Annotated in this window: 17 protein-coding genes and 1 other RNA gene; 9 read left to right on the forward strand and 9 right to left on the reverse strand. The window is 67.4% G+C overall.

Translation table 11 applies throughout. The annotated features are described in order from the left end of the window. Nucleotides 1-180: 180 nt before the first annotated feature. A complete protein-coding gene (locus RDU24_RS13170; RefSeq protein ID WP_308736235.1) occupies nt 181-1,131 on the forward strand; it encodes a hypothetical protein in 951 nt (316 codons plus the stop codon). Between the two features lie 9 nt (nt 1,132-1,140). Here RDU24_RS13170 and RDU24_RS13175 read toward each other — a convergent pair whose 3' ends face one another. After that, nucleotides 1,141-1,953 carry a sulfite exporter TauE/SafE family protein gene (locus tag RDU24_RS13175; protein WP_308736236.1) on the reverse strand — a complete coding sequence of 271 codons (813 nt, stop codon included), beginning with the start codon at nt 1,951-1,953 and terminating at the stop codon, nt 1,141-1,143. Nucleotides 1,954-2,079: 126 nt separating this feature from the next. Between RDU24_RS13175 and asnB the strand changes: the two genes are divergently transcribed. From asnB to RDU24_RS13215, 8 genes are all read left to right on the forward strand, one after another. After that, nucleotides 2,080-4,095, forward strand: coding sequence for an asparagine synthase (glutamine-hydrolyzing) (gene asnB / locus RDU24_RS13180; protein WP_308736237.1), 2,016 nt, complete (start codon nt 2,080-2,082; stop codon nt 4,093-4,095). Between the two features lie 9 nt (nt 4,096-4,104). After that, complete coding sequence (locus RDU24_RS13185) at nt 4,105-5,454, forward strand: glycosyltransferase family 4 protein (RefSeq protein WP_308736238.1); 1,350 nt, start codon at nt 4,105-4,107, stop codon at nt 5,452-5,454. Beyond that, nucleotides 5,451-6,071: a sugar transferase gene (locus RDU24_RS13190; RefSeq protein ID WP_308736239.1), complete on the forward strand. Its 621-nt coding sequence runs from the start codon at nt 5,451-5,453 to the stop codon at nt 6,069-6,071. Before RDU24_RS13185 ends, RDU24_RS13190 begins: the two co-directional genes overlap by 4 nt. A gap of 92 nt (nt 6,072-6,163) precedes the next feature. Further along, entirely contained in the window at nt 6,164-7,354 is a 1,191-nt protein-coding gene (locus RDU24_RS13195) for a DegT/DnrJ/EryC1/StrS family aminotransferase (RefSeq protein ID WP_308736240.1), read from the forward strand. Nucleotides 7,355-7,615: 261 nt separating this feature from the next. Then, nucleotides 7,616-8,245 (forward strand): acetyltransferase, encoded by a 630-nt coding sequence (locus RDU24_RS13200; RefSeq protein WP_308736241.1) that lies wholly within the window; start codon nt 7,616-7,618, stop codon nt 8,243-8,245. A gap of 14 nt (nt 8,246-8,259) precedes the next feature. Continuing rightward, the gene (locus RDU24_RS13205) at nt 8,260-9,429 is read left to right on the forward strand and encodes a DegT/DnrJ/EryC1/StrS family aminotransferase (protein WP_308736242.1); all 1,170 of its coding nucleotides are present in this window, start codon (nt 8,260-8,262) and stop codon (nt 9,427-9,429) included. Beyond that, nucleotides 9,430-11,382, forward strand: a complete 1,953-nt coding sequence (locus RDU24_RS13210; protein WP_308736243.1) for a polysaccharide biosynthesis protein — start codon at nt 9,430-9,432, stop codon at nt 11,380-11,382. Further along, nucleotides 11,379-12,335 carry a lysylphosphatidylglycerol synthase transmembrane domain-containing protein gene (locus RDU24_RS13215; RefSeq protein ID WP_308736244.1) on the forward strand — a complete coding sequence of 319 codons (957 nt, stop codon included), beginning with the start codon at nt 11,379-11,381 and terminating at the stop codon, nt 12,333-12,335. The genes RDU24_RS13210 and RDU24_RS13215 overlap by 4 nt, the downstream gene beginning before the upstream one ends. Before the next feature lie 57 nt (nt 12,336-12,392). Here the strand turns inward: RDU24_RS13215 and tyrS are convergent, their stop codons facing one another. The 8 genes from tyrS to glmU form a co-directional block, all read right to left on the reverse strand. Beyond that, a complete protein-coding gene (gene tyrS / locus RDU24_RS13220) occupies nt 12,393-13,679 on the reverse strand; it encodes a tyrosine--tRNA ligase (RefSeq protein WP_308736245.1) in 1,287 nt (428 codons plus the stop codon). A 13-nt stretch (nt 13,680-13,692) separates the two neighbouring features. Beyond that, entirely contained in the window at nt 13,693-14,481 is a 789-nt protein-coding gene (locus RDU24_RS13225; RefSeq protein WP_308736246.1) for a TIGR00282 family metallophosphoesterase, read from the reverse strand. Between the two features lie 93 nt (nt 14,482-14,574). Beyond that, nucleotides 14,575-15,117 (reverse strand): bacterioferritin, encoded by a 543-nt coding sequence (locus RDU24_RS13230; RefSeq protein ID WP_308736247.1) that lies wholly within the window; start codon nt 15,115-15,117, stop codon nt 14,575-14,577. A 175-nt stretch (nt 15,118-15,292) separates the two neighbouring features. Beyond that, complete coding sequence (gene rny / locus RDU24_RS13235) at nt 15,293-16,861, reverse strand: ribonuclease Y (protein ID WP_308736248.1); 1,569 nt, start codon at nt 16,859-16,861, stop codon at nt 15,293-15,295. A gap of 201 nt (nt 16,862-17,062) precedes the next feature. Next, nucleotides 17,063-17,246: non-coding RNA, 6S RNA (gene ssrS / locus RDU24_RS13240), on the reverse strand. Nucleotides 17,247-17,283: 37 nt separating this feature from the next. After that, the gene (gene zapA, locus RDU24_RS13245) at nt 17,284-17,538 is read right to left on the reverse strand and encodes a cell division protein ZapA (protein ID WP_308736249.1); all 255 of its coding nucleotides are present in this window, start codon (nt 17,536-17,538) and stop codon (nt 17,284-17,286) included. A 15-nt stretch (nt 17,539-17,553) separates the two neighbouring features. Then, on the reverse strand, nt 17,554-17,736 hold the full coding sequence (locus RDU24_RS13250; protein WP_308736250.1) for a hypothetical protein: 183 nt from the start codon (nt 17,734-17,736) through the stop codon (nt 17,554-17,556). 31 nt (nt 17,737-17,767) lie between these two features. Next, nucleotides 17,768-19,144, reverse strand: a complete 1,377-nt coding sequence (gene glmU / locus RDU24_RS13255) for a bifunctional UDP-N-acetylglucosamine diphosphorylase/glucosamine-1-phosphate N-acetyltransferase GlmU (RefSeq protein WP_308736251.1) — start codon at nt 19,142-19,144, stop codon at nt 17,768-17,770. Nucleotides 19,145-19,172: the final 28 nt, after the last annotated feature.

A 19,172-nucleotide genomic window follows, 5' to 3' on the forward strand; every position in this document is an offset into this window, starting at 1 on the left:
GAAGAGACCGCGCAGCCCGTCCGCTTTGGGAGTCGGGATGTTCGGTGTATATGGCTACAGAATTGTAGATGTGCCTGCGTTTGTGTTGATTGTCGCTGTAGGTGAGTGGTCAACATGCCTGAATTGCAAACTTAAATTGTGGCGCTGTTCTTGCTCTCCCTATGCAAAGACGGAGGTGCGATGGACACGGTTCAGACGCGTTACGGCATGATCCCGGTGGCGGGCTGCCTGGAGTGGCACGGCAACGGCTCGCTCAAGTCCTGCGCTCCCGCGGGTCCGGCCTTGCTGCGGACTCCCCTGGGCGAGCTGCCGGTTCAGCACAGCACCGACGACCTGCGCAGGCGCACGGTGCAGGCCCTGTACTTCCACGAGGACGGCACCCTCAAGCACCTGCCGCTGGAGGAATCCACCGAAATAATGACCCCCGTCGGGCCGTTGCGGGCGGAGCTGGTGACCTTTCACGAGAATGGGGCGCTGGCGCGCGTGTTTCCGCTCAACGGCAAGCTCTCGGGCTACTGGACCCAGGAGGACGAGGGCCGCCTGGCCGGGCCGGTGACGCTCCCCACGCCGCTCGGGCCGCTCACGGCGAAGGTGCTGGGGGTGAGCTTCTACCCGGAGGGCGCGTTGCACAGCCTGACCCTCTGGCCCGGCGAAGTCCTGGACGTGCAGACTCCGGCGGGCACCATCGCCACGCGCATCGGGATCAGCTTCCGGCCCGACGGCACCCTGCGCAGCGTGGAGCCCGCCAGGCCGCAACCCGTGGCCACGCCCGTGGGCATTGTGCAGGCCTTCGACCTGGACGCTTGCGGCATCCACGGGGACGCGAACTCCCTGGCCTTCGCGCCGGACGGGTCGGTCTGCGGCGTGGCCACGAGCCTGACACAGCTGATAGCCGTTGGCAGGGACGGCGGCGAGCGCCGGTTCAAGCCCGGCAACCGCGAGAGCCTCTGCGGCGACGCCGAGCGCGAGCCCGTGCCCATGTGGCTTGGTTTCACGCCGGAGGCCGTAGCGTACAGGTCCGCGCCGGAGGCCGAGCCTGTCGTGCTGCCCACGGCCGGGCACACCTTCCGCACCAGCCCGCACCTGGAGCAGTTCGCCAATCCTTTCGGGAAGATGAGTTGCTCGGTCTAGGCGCCTGGGCTAGAACATGCCGTAGAGCATCCTGCTGGCCATGACGATGAGCAGGCAGGCGAAGATCTTCTTGAGCTTGCCCACGGGCAGGCTGTGCGCCAGCTTTGCCCCCAGCGGCGCGGTGAGCACGCTGGCGGCCACGATGCCGATGAACGCGGGCACGTAGACGAAACCCAGGTATCCGGCCGACAGGCCGGGCAGGGCGACTCCTTGCCCGCCGAGGATGAAGCCGGCGCTGGCGGCCAGGGCGATGGGCAGCCCCACCGCCGCCGCGGTGCCGATGCATGAGTGCATGGCGACGTTGCACCAGGTCAGGAAGGGCACGGTCATGGTGCCGCCGCCGATGCCCACCAGCGCGGACACGCTGCCGATGACGCTGCCCGCCCCGAACATGCCGAGGCCGCCCGGCACCTCGCGCGTGGCCTTGGGCTTGATGTTCAGGAGCATCTGCGCCGCCACGTAGTACAGAAACACCACGAAGAAGCCGCTCAGGAAGCGGGTGGACAGAAGCGCCGCCAGCTTGGAGCCCAGGAACGAGCCGATGAGGATGCCCGGGGTGATGGCCTTGAACACGGGCCAGAGCACGGCCCCGCGCTTGTGGTGCGAGCGCAGCGACGACACGGACGTGAACACGATGGTGGCCATGGACGTGCCCAGGGCCAGGTGCTGGATGTAGTCGCCCGGCAGGGCTTGCGCGTGGAAGGCGATGTTCAGGATGGGCACGATGACCAGCCCGCCGCCGATGCCGAGCAGTCCGGCCAGGGCTCCGGCAAAGGCGCCGGTGCCGATGTAGAGAAGCCATGCGGTAAGCGCTGCGTCCATGGGGGTGGACCTCCGGGGGGGATTGGTGCGACCGGGCCTGTCTACCCCCGGCGCGCACGGCTGTAAAGGCGGATAGGCTCGCGCGCATTGCCAGCCCAGGCGCGACCTGCTAGGGGTTTGCGCATCATGTGCGGCATTTCCGGCATCCTCGACGCCACTGGCGCGCTCACCCCGGCGGAACTGTCCGGCGCGGCGGCGCGCATGGCCGACCAGCAGGTCCATCGCGGCCCGGACGACTCCGGCCTGTGGGCCGACCCGGCCGGGCATCTGGCGTGCTCCCACCGCCGCCTGTCCATCCTCGACCTCTCGCCCCAGGGCCACCAGCCCATGGTCAGCCACTGCGGCCGCTTCGTCTTGTGCTACAACGGCGAGGTCTACAACCACGCCGACCTGCGCGTCCAGATCGAGGCCGCGCGGGCCTACTCCGGCCGTCCTGCCATCGCCTGGCGCGGGCACTCGGACTCCGAGATCCTGCTGGAGGCCCTGGCCCTGTGGGGCCCGGAGGAAGGGCTGAAGCGCGCGGCGGGCATGTTCGCCCTGGCCCTGTGGGACACCCGCGAGCGCACCCTGACCCTGGCCCGCGACCGCCTGGGCGAGAAGCCCCTGCACTACGCGTTCAGCCAGGGGCGGCTGCTCTTCGCCTCGGAGCTGCCGGGCCTCACCGCCGCGCCGGGCTTCACCTCGCGCGTGGACCGCGCGGCCCTGGCCCTGTACCTGCGGCTGTCCTGCGTGCCCGCCCCGCACTGCATTCTCCAGGGCGTGCGCAAGCTCCCGGCCGGACACCTCCTGACCGCGCGCGTCGCCGACCTCTCCGGGGGCGACCTGCCCGCGCCCAGGGCCTGGTGGTCGCTCACCGAAACCATGGAATCCGGGCTGGCCAAGCCTTTCGCAGGCACCGAGGCCGAGGCCCAGGACATCCTGCTGGGCCTGCTGCGCCAGAGCGTTCGCGGCCAGATGGTGGCCGACGTGCCGCTGGGCGCGCTGCTGTCCGGCGGGATCGACTCCTCCCTCGTGGCCGCGCTCATGTCCCAGCAGGCGGCCTCAAGCGGCGGGGAGCAGGTGCGCACCTTCACCATCGGCTACACCGACGCGGCCTACGACGAGTCGGCCCAGGCCGAGGCCGTGGCCCGGCACCTGGGCTGTCGGCACACCACCCTGGTGGCGCGGCCGGAAGATGCCCTGGCCCTGGTGCCGAAGCTCATGCGGATTGCCGGCGAGCCCTTTGCCGACGCCTCGCTTTTGCCCACGCGGCTGGTGGCCGAGCTGACGCGCGGGCATGTGACCGTGTGCCTGTCCGGCGACGGCGGGGACGAACTTTTCGCCGGGTACAACCGCCACGTCCACGCCCCGAGGCTCTGGGCGCGACTGGCCGGGCTGCCCGTTGGCCTGCGCGGCGTGGCGGCCGGGCTTCTGCAATCGGTGTCGCCCCGCAGCTGGGACAGGGTCTTCGCGGCGCTGTCGCCCCTGTTGCCGAAGCTGGGGCAGCAGCGCCTGCCGGGAGAGAAGCTGCACAAGCTGGCCCAGGCCCTGCCCGCGCGGGTTCCCCCGGCCTACTACGCGGCCCTCGTCTCGGCCTGGCCCGACCCGGGCCTGCTGGTGCCCGGCGTGAGCGAGGCCCCCTGGGCCCTGCGCCAGCCCGCGGGCTGGCCCTCCGCGCGGCTGTGCCCCCAGGGCTCCACAGCCTGGATGCAGTACCTGGACGCGGCCTGGTACCTGCCAGGCGACATCCTGACCAAGGTCGACCGGGCCGCCATGAGCGTGGGCCTGGAGTCGCGCGCGCCCTACCTGGACCACCGGGTGGCCGAGTTCGCCTGGAGCCTGCCCGAATCCATGCGGGTGCGGGGCGGGCAGGGCAAGCAGCTCCTGCGCGGGCTCTTGTCGCGATACCTGCCGCCGGAGCTGTGGGAGCGACCCAAGATGGGCTTTGGCGTGCCGCTGGGAGACTGGCTGCGCGGGGAGCTCAAGGACTGGGCGCAGGCGCTCATCGATCCCGCGCGGCTGCGGCGCGAGGGGCATCTGGAGCCTGGGCCGGTGCAAAAGGCCTGGACCGAGCACCAGTCCGGCCGCTTCAATCGCCAATATCGGCTCTGGCCCGTTCTGATGTTTCAATCCTGGCTGGAAACCGCCGGGATTTCAGGGTAGAAGGCCTCCATGCGCATCGTCATCGTCGCCGGATACGCCCCGTCCCTCGTGAACTTTCGCGGGCCGCTCCTGCGCGCCCTGGTGGCGCGCGGCCACAAGGTCATGGCCCTGGCCCCGCCCGAGGAACCCGGCTCGCCCGATACGTCCATCTCCCTGCGGGCCATGGGCGTGGAGCTCATCCGCTTCCCCATGCGGCGCGGCGGGGTGGACCCGCGCCAGGATCTGCGCACGCTTTTGGCTCTGCGCCGGGAATTCCAGCTGCTTCAGCCGGACCTGATCCTGGCCTACACCATCAAGCCGGTGATCTACGGCTCGCTTGCGGCCCGGTGGGCCTTTCGCGGGACCGGGAATACGCCTGTGGTGGCCTCGCTCATCACGGGCCTGGGTTATGCCTTCGGCGGGCTGGAGATGGAAGCCGATTCGGCTGGCGATAACCCGGCTGGCGACGCCAAGTCCTGCTCCTTCGCGCAGAAATGGTCCGGGCGGCGGCTCTTGTCAGAGCTGGTGGTGCGCCTGTACCGCAAGGCCCTGGAACACAACCGCGTGGTCATCTTTCAGAATCCCGACGACCGCGACCTCTTCGCCAGCCTGGGCATAACCGGCCAGGGCCAGCGCGTGGCCGTGGTTGCCGGGTCCGGCGTGGACCTGGAGCATTTCGCCCCGGCCGCGCCCGTGTTGGCCCACCCCCACACCGGCGCGCCGATCTTCCTGTGTGTGGCCCGGCTGCTCTGGTCCAAGGGCGTGGGCGTGTTCGTGGAGGCCTGCCGCCTGCTCAAGCAGCGCCACCCCCACGCCATCTGCCGCCTGGTCGGCCCGCTCGACCCCGGCCCGGACGGCGTGCCCGCCGAGATGGTGCGCTGCTGGCGAGAGGAGCGCGTGGTGGAGGTGCTCGACCCGGTGCAGGACGTGCGCCCGCATCTGGCCGAGGCCAGCGTCTTCGTGCTGCCGACCTTCTACCGCGAGGGCACCCCGCGCTCCATCCTGGAGGCGCTCAGCATGGCCCGTCCGGTGATCACCACGGACATGCCCGGCTGCCGCCAGACCGTCGAGGAGGGCGTCACCGGCTATCTCGTGCCGCCTTTCGAACCCGGCGCGCTCATGCGGGCCATGGCCCGGTTCGTCGAGCAGCCGGAGCTCATCGCCCCGATGGGCGCTGCGGGCCGACGCCTGGCCGAGGAAAAGTTCGACGCCGACATCGTGGTGCGGGACATGCTCCTGGCCATGGGCCTGGCAGAGCCTCCGGGCGCGCAGGCGCATGGGCCGACTGGCCTTGACGACGCTCAAGTCAATGTTGAGGACAACCTCGAGGACAACGCTGAAGGGGTCGCTCCAGGTCAAGAACCCGGGGCGGGCCGGTGACGGCCAAACGCCTGCTGGACCTGGCCCTGGTGCTGCCGGGGCTGGCGATCTTCGCGCCGGTGCTGTTGGCCGTGGCCCTGGCCGTGCGCCTCAAGCTCGGCCCCGGCGTGCTCTTTCGCCAGGAGCGCCCCGGCTTGCACGGCAAGCCCTTCCACATCCTGAAATTCCGTACCATGCTTCCCGGCAGCGCCCCGGACGCCCAGCGCCTGACGGACTTCGGGCGGTTCTTGCGCAGCACCTCCCTGGACGAATTGCCGGAGCTCCTGAACGTGCTCGCGGGCGACATGAGCCTGGTCGGCCCAAGGCCGCTCTTGATGCAGTACCTGCCGCGCTACTCGAAAGAGCAGGCGCGCCGCCACGAGGTGCCGCCGGGCATCACCGGCTGGGCGCAGATCAACGGCCGCAACGCCCTCACCTGGGAGGAGAAGTTCGCCCTGGACGTGTGGTACGTGGACAACCGCTCGCTGTGGCTGGACCTGGTGATCCTGTGGCGCACGGTGCGCGCCGTGCTGCGGCGGGAAGGCGTCAGCGCCGCTGGCGAGGCGACGATGCCAGAATTCATGGGCTCTCTTCCCGAGGCGGGACGCCCGGAGCCTGGCGAGGTTCCCCACAAATGAGGCGAAGCCTCCGATTGAACATCGGGGGCGCTTCTGTTACCCCTGCGGCAGCCAACAAGCCGCCACGGTCTGAGCGGTGAAAGGAACATCCGATGTCTGAAAAGCCTCCTGTCCGCGCCAAAGAAAATTTCCTCGTCTTCGGCTCGCCCGCGTTGGAACAGGCCGAGATCGACGAGGTGGTGGCCTGCCTGAAAAGCCGCTGGATCGGCACCGGCCCGCGCACGGCCAGGTTCGAGCGCGACTTTGCCGAGTACAAGGGCGTGGAGTCCGCCGCGGCCCTGCATTCCTGCACTGCGGCCCTGCACCTGGCGCTCGTTGCCCTGAGCCTGAAGCCCGGCGACGAGGTCATCACCACGCCGCTGACCTTCTGCGCCACGGTGAACGCCATCCTGCACGCCGGGGGCACCCCGGTGCTGGCCGATGTCGACCCCGCGACCATGAACATCGACCCGGCCAAGGTGCGCGAGATGATCACCCCGCGCACCCGCGCGCTACTGCCCGTGCACTTCGCCGGGCGCCCCTGCGACATGGACGCGCTTTCGGCCCTCGCCGCGGAGCACAACCTCGCCGTCATCGAGGACTGCGCCCACGCCATCGAGACCACCTACCACGGCCGCAAGGCCGGAACCCTGGGCGACTTCGGCTGCTTCAGCTTCTACGTCACCAAGAACATCATCACCGGCGAGGGCGGCATGGTCATCGCCAAGCGGCCCGAGGACCTCGCCCGCATCAAGGTGCTGGGCCTGCACGGCATGAGCGCCGACGCCTGGAACCGCTTCGGCGACGAGGGCTACAAGCACTACCTCGTGGTCGAGGCCGGGTTCAAATACAACATGATGGACCTGCAGGCGGCGCTGGGCATCCACCAGTTGCCGAGGGTCGGCGCCTACCACGCCCGCCGCGAGCAGGTCTGGGCAGCCTACGACGCGGCCTTCGCCACGCTGCCGGAAGGCAAGCGGCTGGGACTGCCGTCTCCCCAGGAGCCGGACACCCTGCACGCCCGGCACCTGTATTCCGTCATGGTGGACCATGAGCAGTGCGGCATCACCCGCGACGCCTTCCTTACGGCCATGACCAAACAGGGCATCGGCGTGGGCGTGCACTACCTGTCCCTGCCGGAACATCCCTATTACCAGGAGCGGCTGGGCTGGCGGGCCGAGGACTACCCCCACGCCATGCGCCTGGGCCGGCAGACCGTGAGCCTGCCCATCTCGGCGCGGCTCACCGACGCCGATGTGGCCGACGTCATCACCGCCGTCAGGCGCGTACTTGGCGTGGAGTAGAATGTTGGAATCGGGGCGCTGCCCCGAACCCCGCCGGGGGAAATGATTTCCCCCGGACCCCCTCATTTGCTCGCCGCGCTTTCTGTGGCGGGGACCGCCGCAGAAAGCGCGGCGAGCAAATGAGGGGGTCCAGAGGGCCTCAGGCCCTTTGGCCGCCGGAGGCTGCCCGATTCCCCAGGGCTTGCCAGTCGTTGACGCAAACGCCGCCAGGGCGGTACAGAACAGGAAACAACACGCGGCGGACATCCGCCAGGGGCCAGCATGAAAATCATCGTCATGGGTGCGAGCGGACACGGGCAGGTTGTGGCGGACGTGCTCTACCAGATGTGGACCAAGGGCCGGGAGCTGGAGATTGTGGGTTTTCTTGACGACGACGCGTCGCTCACGGGCACCAAGGTCATGGGCCTGAACGTGCTGGGCAAGCTGGCGGATCTGCCCGCCATGCCGCACGACAGCATCATCATGGGCATCGGCGACAACGTGGCGCGCGCCCGGATTTACGCCGAGCTGAAGAGCGCGGGCAAGCGTTTCGTCACGGCCATCCATCCTTCCGCGGTGCTCGCGCCGGACGTGGTGGTGGGCCAGGGCGCGGTGCTGTGCGCGGGCACGGTCATCAACACCGGCGCGAAGGTGGGCGAGAACGCCATTATGAACACCTGCGCCAGCCTGGACCACCACAGCGTGCTGGAAGCCCATGCCCATGTGGCGCCGGGCGTGCACCTGGCCGGAAACGTCCGCGTGGGCGAGGGCGCGCTGGTGGGCATCGGCTCCTGCGCGGTGCCGGGCATCTCCATCGGCGCGTGGAGCGTGGTCGGCGCCGGTACGGCGGTGATCCGCGACGTGCCCAGCCGTGCCACCGTGGGTGGCGTGCCCGCGAAACCGCTGTCCTGACCGGAGTTTTCGCCATGAGCCACGCAAAAGCACCCAGGCTGTTTCTTTCGCCCCCGCACCTGGGCGGCGACGAGACGCGCCGCGTGGCCGAGGCTTTCGCCAGCAACTACATCGCGCCCTTGGGGCCGCAGGTGGACGCCTTTGAGGCGGCCTTCGCCGAATGCACGGGCCTGCCGCACTGCCTGGCGCTCTCAAGCGGCACCGCGGCCATGCACCTGGCCCTGCACTGCCTGGGGGTCGGGCCTGGAGACGTGGTGGTGGCCTCCAGCCTGACCTTCATCGGTTCCGTGAGCCCGGCGCATTTTCTCGGCGCGGAGGTCGTGTTCGTGGACAGCGACCGCGCCACCTGGAACATGGACCCGGACCGCTTACGGGAGGCGCTCATGGCGCTGGCTTCCGAGGGCCGCCGGGTCAAGGCCGTGATCCCCACCGACCTTTACGGCCAGTGCGCGGACTACCGGCGCCTGCTCGACATCTGCGCGCCCTTTGGCGTGCCGGTGGTGGCCGACGCCGCCGAGGCCATGGGCGCTCGGTATGGGCATGGCGACGACGCGGTCCACGCCGGAGCCTTTCCGGGCCTCGCGGCCAGCATCTTTTCCTTCAACGGCAACAAGATCATCACCACCTCCGGCGGCGGCATGCTGGCCTCGGAGGACGCGGACTTCATCGCCCACGCGCGCAAGCTCTCGCAGCAGGCGCGGGAGCACGCCCCGCACTACGAGCACAAGGAAATCGGCTATAATTACCGCCTGAGCAACATTCTGGCGGCCATCGGCCTGGGCCAGCTGGACGTGCTGGAGGCCAGGGTGGCGTCGCGTCGGCGCATCTTCCGCTGGTACCAGGAGGCGCTGGCGGCGTTGCCGGGGCTGTCCTTCATGCCCGAGGCCGCCTACGGCAAGGCCAACCGTTGGCTCACGGTGGTGGAGATCGACGCGAAGGCCTTCGGCGCCACGCCCGAGGCCGCGCGCCAGGCCCTGGAGGCGCAGAACATCGAGTCCCGGCCCGTGTGGAAGCCCATGCACGCCCAGCCGGTGTACGCCGGATGCCGCGTGTTCGGAGGGACCGTGGCCGAGGAGCAGTTCGCGCGGGGCCTGTGCCTGCCGTCGGGCACGGCCATGACCCGGGACGACGTGGCCCGCGTTGCGGCCATTCTCGCGGATGTATCGCGCAGGGGGCGGGCCTAGATGCTCTGCAACCCGCGCAACCTGAACTTCTACCTCATGCTCGCGGCGGACGCCCTGTGCTTTGCCGCGGCCCTGACCATAAGCTACCTGCTGCGCTTCGACTTCAACCTGTCCAATTCCTACGGCGCGCAGCTCATCGGGCTGTTCAAGTACGACCTGTCCCTCAAGCTCGGCGTGTTCCTGCTGTTGGGCCTGTATCGGGGCATGTGGCGCTACACCAGCCTGGTGGACTTCTGGAAGCTCACCGAGGCCGTGGTTCTGGCCCAGGCCCTGTTTGTGGCCCTGGTGGCCTTCCGCTTCGGCTTCGCCGGGTTCTCGCGCAGCGTGCTGGCCATGGACGGGCTGCTCTGCCTGATGTTCACGGGCGGCGTGCGGCTGACCATCCGCACCGTGTACGCCCGCACAGCGGCCTGGACCAGCGCGCGCAGGAACCCGCAGCGCCCGGCCCGGCGCATCCTGGTCATCGGCGCGGGCAGCCTGGGCGAGCGCCTGGTGCGCGAGATATCCACCTCGCCGCAGTTGAACTACGAGGTGGTGGGTTTTCTGGACGACGACCCGGCCAAGCGCGGGCGTTCCCTGCACGGGCGCGAGGTTCTGGGCAGTGTGGAAGACCTGGCCACCGTGGCCGAGGAACGCGGCGTGGAGGAGCTGTGCATCGCCGTGAGCCACGCAACCGCCGCCCAGATGCGCCGCATCGTGGACCTGTGCAAGGCCACCGGCCTGCCCCAGCGCATCCTGCCCGCCACCAGCGAACTGCTCGACGGAAAGGTGGCCCTGACGCTTCGGCCCGTGGACTACCTGGACCTGTTGGGCCGCAGCGAAGTGGCCCTGGACGAGGCGGGCATCGCCGGCACCATCACCGGCCGCGTGGTGCTCGTCACGGGCTGCGGCGGGTCCATCGGCGCGGAGCTTTGCCGCCAGGTGGTGCGCTTCAAGCCCGCGCGCCTGGTGCTGGTGGATCTTTCGGAATACAACCTTTACGCCATCGCCGGGGAGCTGTCCTCGGAGCACGACTTCAGCGCCTATTCCTGCGTGCTCGGCAGCGTGGCCGATCTCTCCCTCATGCGCCAGGTCATGGCCGAGCAAAGGCCCGCGCTGGTGCTGCATGCCGCGGCCTACAAGCACGTGCCCATGCTGGAGGAGAACCCCTGGTCCGCCGTCACCAACAACATCCTGGGAACCCGCGCGGCCATGCAGGCCGCCGTGGACAGCGGGGTGGAGCGCTTCGTGCTCGTCTCCACGGACAAGGCCGTGCGCCCAACCAGCGTCATGGGCGCCAGCAAGCGCGTCACCGAGCGGCTCATGGCCTGTTTCGCGGGCAGCGGCACGCGGTTCATGGCCGTGCGCTTCGGCAACGTGGTGGGCTCGTCCGGCTCGGTGGTGCCGCTGTTCCGGCGGCAGATCGAGCGTGGCGGGCCGGTCACGGTGACGCATCCGGAGATGACACGCTATTTCATGAGCATATCCGAGGCCTGCCAGCTCATCCTCCAGGCCGGAGCCATGGGGCAGGCCGGAGCCATGGGGCAGGCCGGAGCCATGGGGCAGGCCGGGGGGCAGCAGGGCGGGGAGATCTTCGTGCTGGACATGGGCCAGCCCGTGCGCATCGTGGACATGGCCCGCGACCTGATCCGGCTCTCGGGCAAGGAGCCCGGTGTGGACGTCGATATTGTGTTCACCGGCCTCAGGCCAGGTGAGAAGATCTACGAGGAGCTCATCACCGAAGGCGAGGATGTGGTGCGCACGGAGCATGAGAAGATCATGGTGCTCGGCGGCACCCTTGGGGCTGACCCGGCCGAGGTGGCCTGTGTCCTGGACGGAGCGCTGGAGGAGCTTGCGGCTGCGGCCCAGGCCCGGGATGGCGAAGCCGTGCGCGCGCTGCTCATGCGCCTGGTGCCGGAGTACGCCCGGCCCGAGGACGATCGTTCGGAAGACGGGCAGGGCGGCGGCAAGTGAAGCGCATCCTGCTGATCCTCGTCCAGGTGGGCATCCTGGTCGGGTGTGTTTTCTACGCCCTGAAATATCTTGATATTTCAAAAGTCCTTGAGATACTTTCGCGCGTCTCGGCGTGGAAGGTCTGCGTGATTTTTCTGTTCCAGTGCCTCATCACTTGCTTCGCCTCGGCCTTTCGGCTCTTTGTGCTCTGCCACCGCGAAGTGCCTTACGGCACTGTCCTTTTGGCACAAAGCCTGGGCCAATTCCTGAACATGTTGTTGCCCGCCAAGTTGGGCGAGGCAGCCAAGATGGCGCTTCTGCGCCGCTCGCTGCCTGGCGGCCTGGCCCAGATCACGGAGATAGTGTTCTGGGAGCGCTTCTCCGACCTCAATCTGCTGCTGACCCTGGCGCTTCTGTCCGGTGCGCTGCTGGGCAACTCGGTGCTGGCCGCTCCGCTGGCCATGATCGTAGGCGGACTCTGGGGCGCGGTCCTGGTGCTCAAGCTCTGGGGCGTCTTCGTTGAGAGCCTGCTGCGACTCTTGCCTGGGCCGCGCCTGGCCGGCTACCTCATGGGGGTGGCCAGAGCCCTGCGCGAGCGACTGTCCGTGGGCTTTGCCGTGGGGCTGGCCACGCTGACGCTGCCCCTATGGCTTGGCAGTGTGGTGACGCATGCGCTGATGCTGAGCTGGGTCTTCGGGCTGGATCTCACCCTGGTGCAGATATTGGCCGTGGCCGTTGTCGGCCTGGCCGGGCTTTCCGCCCCGGCGACGCCTGGCAGTGTCGGGGTCTACGAGGCCGCCATGATGGCCGCCCTGACCGCCTTTGGCCAGCCCAAGGAGGAGTCGCTGGCTGCCGCGCTGCTGTTGCACGCTGTCCAGCTTGCTCCGGTGCTGCTCGTCGGCTGCTGGGCCACGCTGCGCGTCGGTTTCCGGGCGGCCCTGCGGCTCGGGCAGGACAAGGCGGAAGCCCAGTAGCAGCCTGACGTTGCAGACTGGCGGTGACCGGCCAACAACTGGCCGGTCGACATCAGGCTACCCCAGCCGGACGAGTCCGTAGTTCTTCTTGCCCTTGCGCAGCACGGCGAAGGCCCCGTGGGTGGCGTTGACCTCGCCCAGGAAATCGTCCTCGGCCAGCGCGCGCGCGGCGTCAGTGACCTTGGCGCCGTTCAGGCTGACAGCCCCGGCCTGGATGTCCTTCCTGGCCTGTCCCTTGGACGGGCAGAGCCCCAAGTCCACCAGTATCTGCGGCAGGTCCGGCAGCGCGTTGAAGGCGTAGTCGTGGGCGGGCGCGGCCTCAAGCGCGGCAACGAGGGTGCCGTGGTCCAGCGCGCGCAGGTCGCCCTTGCCGAACAGGGCCTCCGTGGCGGCCAGCACCTTGGCAAGTTCCTCTTCGCCGTGCACCATGATGGTGGCGTTGGCGGCCAGCGCCTTCTGCGCGGCGCGCTCCTGGGGCGCGCGGGCCAGCTCCGCCTCCAGCCCGGCGATCTCATCCTGCGTCAGGAACGTGAAGTACTTCAGGAACTTGACCACGTCCTGGTCGTCGGTGTTGATCCAGTACTGGTAGAAGGCGTAGGGGCTGGTGAGCGCCGTGCTCATGAAGATGGCGCCCTTCTCGCTCTTGCCGAACTTCTTGCCGGAGGCAGTGGTGATGAGCGGGAACGTCAGCGCGAAGGCCTCGCCCGCCTGTTTCTTGCGGATGAGCTCCGTGCCGGCGGTGATGTTGCCCCACTGGTCGCCGCCGCCGATCTGCAGGCGGCAGCCATACTCCTTGCAAAGATGGTAGAAGTCGTAGCCCTGCAGGATCATGTAGCTGAACTCGGTGTAGGAGATGCCGGTCTCCTCGCGCTCGATGCGGCCCTTGACCGAGTCCTTGGCCAGCATCCAGTTCACCGTGAAATGCTTGCCCACGTCGCGCAACAGCTCGATGGCGCTCATGTTCTTGACCCAATCGTAGTTGTTCACCACCCAGGGCTTGGCGCCGGTGTTGCGCTCGAAAAACGCCTCCACCTGGCTTCTGATGCGCTCGGCGCGCGCGTTCAGCGCGCTCATGTCCGAGAGCTCGCGCTCCTTGTCCTTGCCCGAGGGGTCGCCGATGAGGCCCGTGGCCCCGCCGAGCAGGAAAATGGGCTTGTGCCCGGCGCGCTGCATGCGAACCAGCGCCAGCAGCGGCACGAGGTTGCCGATGTGCAGGCTCTCGGCCGTGGGGTCGAAGCCGCAGTACATGCTCTGGCCGGGGGTAGCGAGGTACTTGCGCAGGCCAGCTTCGTCGGAGACCTGATGCACCAGGCCGCGCCAGGAAAGTTCGTCGTAAATGTTCACGGTCAAGCTCCTGTCAAACATTGAACCGCCAGGCGCGGATGGAAAGCGCCCGGCCGGTGGTGTCTTCGATGTCGAGAAGGGCGCCGGTGAGCGCCACGGGGCCGTCGGCCACTTCAAACCGTTCCGGCGACGCAGTCAAGAACTTCCGCAGGATGGGCTCGATGCTCATGCCTAGGCAGGAGTCCACAGGCCCGCACATGCCGAGGTCGGACAAGAAGGCCGTGCCCTTGCGGAGCAGGCGCGCGTCGTTGGTCTGCACGTGCGTGTGCGTGCCAAGGACCGCGCTCACGCGGCCGTCCAGATGCCAGCCAAGGCCGGCCTTTTCGCTGGTGGCCTCGGCGTGAAAGTCGATGATGCGGATTTTGACGTCCGGGTGCTCGGCGTCCAGTTCGGCCAGCAGCGCATCCGCCGTGCGGAAGGGGCAGTCGATGGCCTGCATGTACGTGCGGCCCATGAGGTTCAGGAGCGCCACCGGCGGCAGGCCGGGCCTGCGCAGCACCACCATGCCGCGACCAGGCACGTCCGGCGGATAGTTGGCTGGGCGGAGGAGCCGGGGCTCGCGCTGCATGTACGAGGGGATGTCGCGATACTTCCAGATGTGGTTGCCGGAACTCAGGCCGTCCAGCCCGGAAGCGAAAAGCTCGCCCGCGCCCTCGGCCGTGAGACCAAGCCCGCCCGACGCGTTCTCGGCGTTGGCCAGGACCATGTCCACGGCCTCGGCCTCGCGGATGCCCGGCAGATGCTTCTTGACCGCCAGACGGCCAGGCCTGCCAACAATGTCGCCAAGATAGAGGATGCGCATGAAGGGTGCTTACGACAGGAAGGGCCGGGGGGCAAGAAAAAGCGGGCAGGGGAGGGTTCCCCCCTGTCCGCCAGCCATTCAGCATGTGTGATCTTACGCTCCGCCGCCGGGCTTAATGGCGAAGCCTTTGGTGGTGCCGCCGGTTGTGCTGGGCGTGCCCGCGATGCGCGAGAGGTAGGCGTCGCCCAGGTCTTTGATGTGGCCGGCCACGTTGTCGAAGTGGTTGAAGTGGACCTGCTCCTCGTCGATGACGCTCTGGAACAGGTTCACGCTGATGTTGTCGCCGGCCTCGCGGCAGACTTGCAGGAACTTGTTGTAGGTGTCGATGGTGGCGTCTTCCACTCCGGCGTCGAAGACGAAGATCTTGCGCACGTCCTGGCCTTTGACCACCTTGCCGTCGCCCTGAGTGACGGGTTCTCCGCCCAGTTCCTTGATGCGTTCGGCGAACATTTCAGCGTGGCGCATCTCGTCGATGGCGATGAGCTTCATGTTGGCCGCCATTTCGCCGTAGTCCTTGTCGTCCAGGTTGTAGTGCTGGTTCATGTACTGGGTGATGGCGTAAAGCTCCATGGCCCTCGCCTTGTTCAGAACCTCGATGACCTTGGCCTTGCGCTTTTCCCTGCTTTCAACCGCCATAAGGCACCTCCGTCGGTGTTGTGGATCGAGTAGAGCCCTGTCGGGGCTTTTCGGATTGAATAAGCCTAGGAGATTTGCCTTCGGAACGCAAGGCGAGCGCGTTTGGCGTCGGGCGTGAAAAAGGCCGGGAAGTGGTGACTCCCCGGCCTCATTCAGGCTTAATGGCGGTTTTGCTCTACTTGGCGTAGCCCACGGCGCGCTTTTCACGGATAACGGTGACGCGGATCTGGCCGGGGTAGGTCATGTTGCTCTCGATCTTGGAGGCGATGTCCTTCACCAGGAGGTAGGTCTGCTCGTCGGGCACGCGCTCGGCGTCGACCATGACGCGCACCTCGCGACCGGCCTGGATGGCGTAGGCCTTGGTGACGCCGCCGAAGCTGGTGGCGATGCCCTCCAGTTCTTCCAGGCGCTTGACGTAATTCTCGAGCAGTTCCTTGCGCGCGCCGGGCCGAGCGCCGGAGAGGGAGTCGGCCGCCTGCACCAGGGTGGCGATGGCCGTCTGCGGCGCAACGTCCTCGTGGTGGGCCTGGATGGCGTGGATGATCTCCTGCGCTTCGCCGTGCTTCTTGGCCAGGTCCGCGCCGATGAGGGCGTGCGGTCCTTCGACCTCGTGGTCCACGGCCTTGCCCAGGTCGTGCAGCAGGCCTGCGCGCTTGGCCATCTTCTCGTCCAGGCCGAGTTCGGCGGCCATGATGCCGCAGAGGAAGGCGACCTCGATGGAGTGCTGGAGGACGTTCTGGGAATAGCTGGTGCGGTAGTGCAACTGGCCCAGCAGCTTGACGACCTCGGGGTGGATGCCGTGCACGCCCACGTCGAAGGTGGCCTGCTCGCCGATTTCGCGCAGCTTCACGTCCATTTCCTGCTCCACCTTGCGCACCACGTCTTCGATGCGGGCGGGGTGGATGCGGCCGTCGTGGATGAGGCGCTCAAGGGCCTGCTTGGCCACTTCGCGCCGGAGCGGGCTGTACGCGGAGAGCACCACGGTCTCTGGAGTGTCGTCGATGATGAGGTCAACGCCGGTGGCGGCTTCAAGGGCGCGGATGTTGCGTCCCTCGCGGCCGATGATGCGTCCCTTCATCTCTTCGCTCGGCAGGGTCACGGCGGTGACGGTCTGCTCGGAGATGTAGTCGCCGGAGTAGCGCTGGATGGCGAGGGAGAGGATCTCCTTGGCCTTCTTGCTGGCGTTCTCCTTGGCCTCGGTCTCGATGTTGCGGATCATTCGCGCGGCCTCGTGGCGGGTGCGCGACTCGACCTCGGTCATGAGGCGTTCCTTGGCCTCCTCGACGGTGAGGCCGGAAATTTCCTGCAGCTTGCGCTCGTGGATGTCGGCTGCGGCCGCCAGCTCTTCCTGCTTCTCGGCCAGGGCCTTTTCCTGCTTGATGAGGCGCTTTTCGAGCTCCACCACGCCGGATTCCTTTTGGGCGACCTTTTCGAGCTTGCTTTCCAGGCGCTCTTCCTTTTCCTGAAGGCGGGACTGCTCGCGTTTGATGGTCTGCTCGCGGTCCTTGAACTCCTCTTCTTGTTCCTTTTTCAGGGCGAAGATGTCGTCCTTGGCCTGGATGCGGGCTTCCTTGCGGGTGGCCTCGGCCTCTTTTCTGGCTTCCTCAACGATGCGGGTTGCAAGGTCCTGTGCGTCCTGAAGACGTTTTTTGCTGACGTAGGTGCTTAAATAATAGCCGCCCACGAGGCCCACGGTGAGGGCTACTGCGTCCAGGGCGATGAGCAACAGGCTGGAATCATTCATGCGCTGCTCCCTTCCGGTTATATTGACAGGCCTTGACGGGCCTGATTCGTGCGCGGCGAAACGCGCCAAAAAGGCGACGAAACCCGCACGGTTCGTGCTGCGTTGTCGGGAGCGCTATTGGAGGGCGGTAGGCGTTTATGCGGAGGGGGAAAGCCTTGTCTCGGGCCGCATGATGCGAAGAGAAGTGACCCGTGGACTATATATAGCCCCGGGGTGCCGTGTCGTTCTTGGAGTTATGAACCTCGCTTGCCGAGGTGGGCTCCACCGGCTGGCCGTCAGGCTCCCCGCATCGAGGCGGGCATGCACACGGGCGCACTCTGGCGGATCCCTTTTGATGCATATTGGCTCAAAAACTCAAGAGCAATCACGAACTCCCCAGGGTTTGTCCGAATTTCCCCTATGCGCAAGGCCGACGGTCCGGCCTATTGTTGCCTCTCCAAGAGCTCCTGCATCCGGGCCTCAAGGCCCTCCAGCCGCTGGCGAAGTTCGAGAAAGTCATCTGCGATCCCGAGGGCCAGAAGCGTGAGCAGTTTCTCCCTGCTTATATACCGACCATCCTTGCTCAGCTCATGGAAGCGTTCTTCGAGCAAGGTCTGGGCTGCTTGGATGCGCTTTTCATCCGCATCCGTTTTGAACGAGAGTTCAAGTCCGTTGACCGAAATGGTGTAGCGGGGCATGGGGTTTCAGTCGCCCTAGCGCTCTTCGAGCGATGCCTGCACCTTCACCAGAAGGGCTTCAATACGGTCTTGAATTTCCCGCCTTTTACCGGCCTCGGCCTCTTTTTCAGCTGCCAGGGCCCGGTTTTCCTCTTCCAACTGCTGAACGCGCGCAATGAGCTGCTCGAAGCGTGCTTCCAACCTTTCGATGAGTTCCATAACCAGACCTTATCTACTTGCGGCACCAAAATCAAGGTTTCTTGCCACGGCCCGGCAGATTGCTTTGCCGCGCTCGGGCGATGCCAAGAGCCCCTTCCGGCACGCTCTTCGTGATGACCGAGCCCGCGCCGACAAGCGCGTTGGCGCCAACGCTGACCGGCGCCACAAGGGCCGTGTTGCTGCCGATGAACGCGCCCGCGCCGATGTCGGTCTTGTGCTTGTTCACGCCGTCGTAGTTGCAGGTGATGGTGCCCGCGCCGATGTTGGCCCCGGCGCCGATGCTGGCGTCGCCCAGGTAGGTCAGGTGGCTGGCCTTGGCCCCCTTGCCCAGCACGGACTTTTTCATCTCGACGAAATTCCCCACGCGCGCGTCTTCCATCAACAGCGCACCAGGCCGCAAGCGGGCATAGGGGCCGGCTGTGGCCCCGGCCTGCAGCGTGGCCGATTCCAGGTGGCTGAATTCGCGCACCTCGGCCCCGGGCTCCAGCACGGCGTCGGTGAGCTGGCAGAACGCGCCGACCTTCGCGCCGCGCGCGATGCGGCTCGCCCCCAGGATGCGGCAGGGGCCGGTGATCTCCGCGCCGGGCTCAACCTCGGCTCGCGGCCCCACCACAACGCTTGCACGCTGATGGATGAGGCAGCCTGAAGCCAGGAGCCGTGACACGATGTCCGAGCGAAGCCGCTCCTCGGCGTCGGCGAGTTCCAGGGGGGAGTTGACGCCCAGCAGACCGGAAGAATCATCCCGGCGCAGGGCGTGGACGCTGAGCCCTGCCTCGACAGCGAAGCCGACGAGGTCTGTGATGTACAGTTCCCCGGCCCGGTTGGCGTTGGTGAGGGAGAACAGGAAATTCTCCATGGCGGCCACGTTCAGGCAGAACAGGCCGGTGTTGACCTCGCAGGTGTCCGGCCCGTGGGTGGCTGGGTCGTAGTCCTTGGCCTCAACGATGCCCAGGACCTCGCCGTCCGGGCCTCTGAGCACGCGGCCAAAAGCACCGGCGTCGGGCAGCACCGCGGTGAGGAAGGCCAAGTCGGCGCCCGCCCGGCAGGTTTGCAAAAGGTCTTCCACAACTTCCGGCGTCACAAGCGGGGTATCGCCATTCAGGACCAGGCAATGGCTCGCTCCAGAGGCGCGGACGCGGTCCCAGGCGACTTGCAGGGCGTGGCCGGTGCCGAGCTGCTTTTCCTGCAGCACGAAGCCTTCGGCCAGTTCCGGGTGCGCCTTTCTGACCATCTCCACGCCGTGCCCCACTACCGTGAGCACCTGAGCGGCCACAGCCTGCGCCGCACCAGCGACAAGCCCGAGCATTGTCTCTCCCAGGACGGTCTGAAGGACCTTGGGCTTGTCAGAGTGCATGCGCGTGCCTTTTCCAGCAGCCAGGATGACGGCGATGGTGTTCTGGTGGGGCATTGTGTCTCCTGGCAGCCTGGCTGCGCTG

The organism is Humidesulfovibrio sp., from assembly GCF_031082295.1.
In the GTDB taxonomy this organism is placed as follows: Bacteria; Desulfobacterota; Desulfovibrionia; order Desulfovibrionales; family Desulfovibrionaceae; genus Humidesulfovibrio.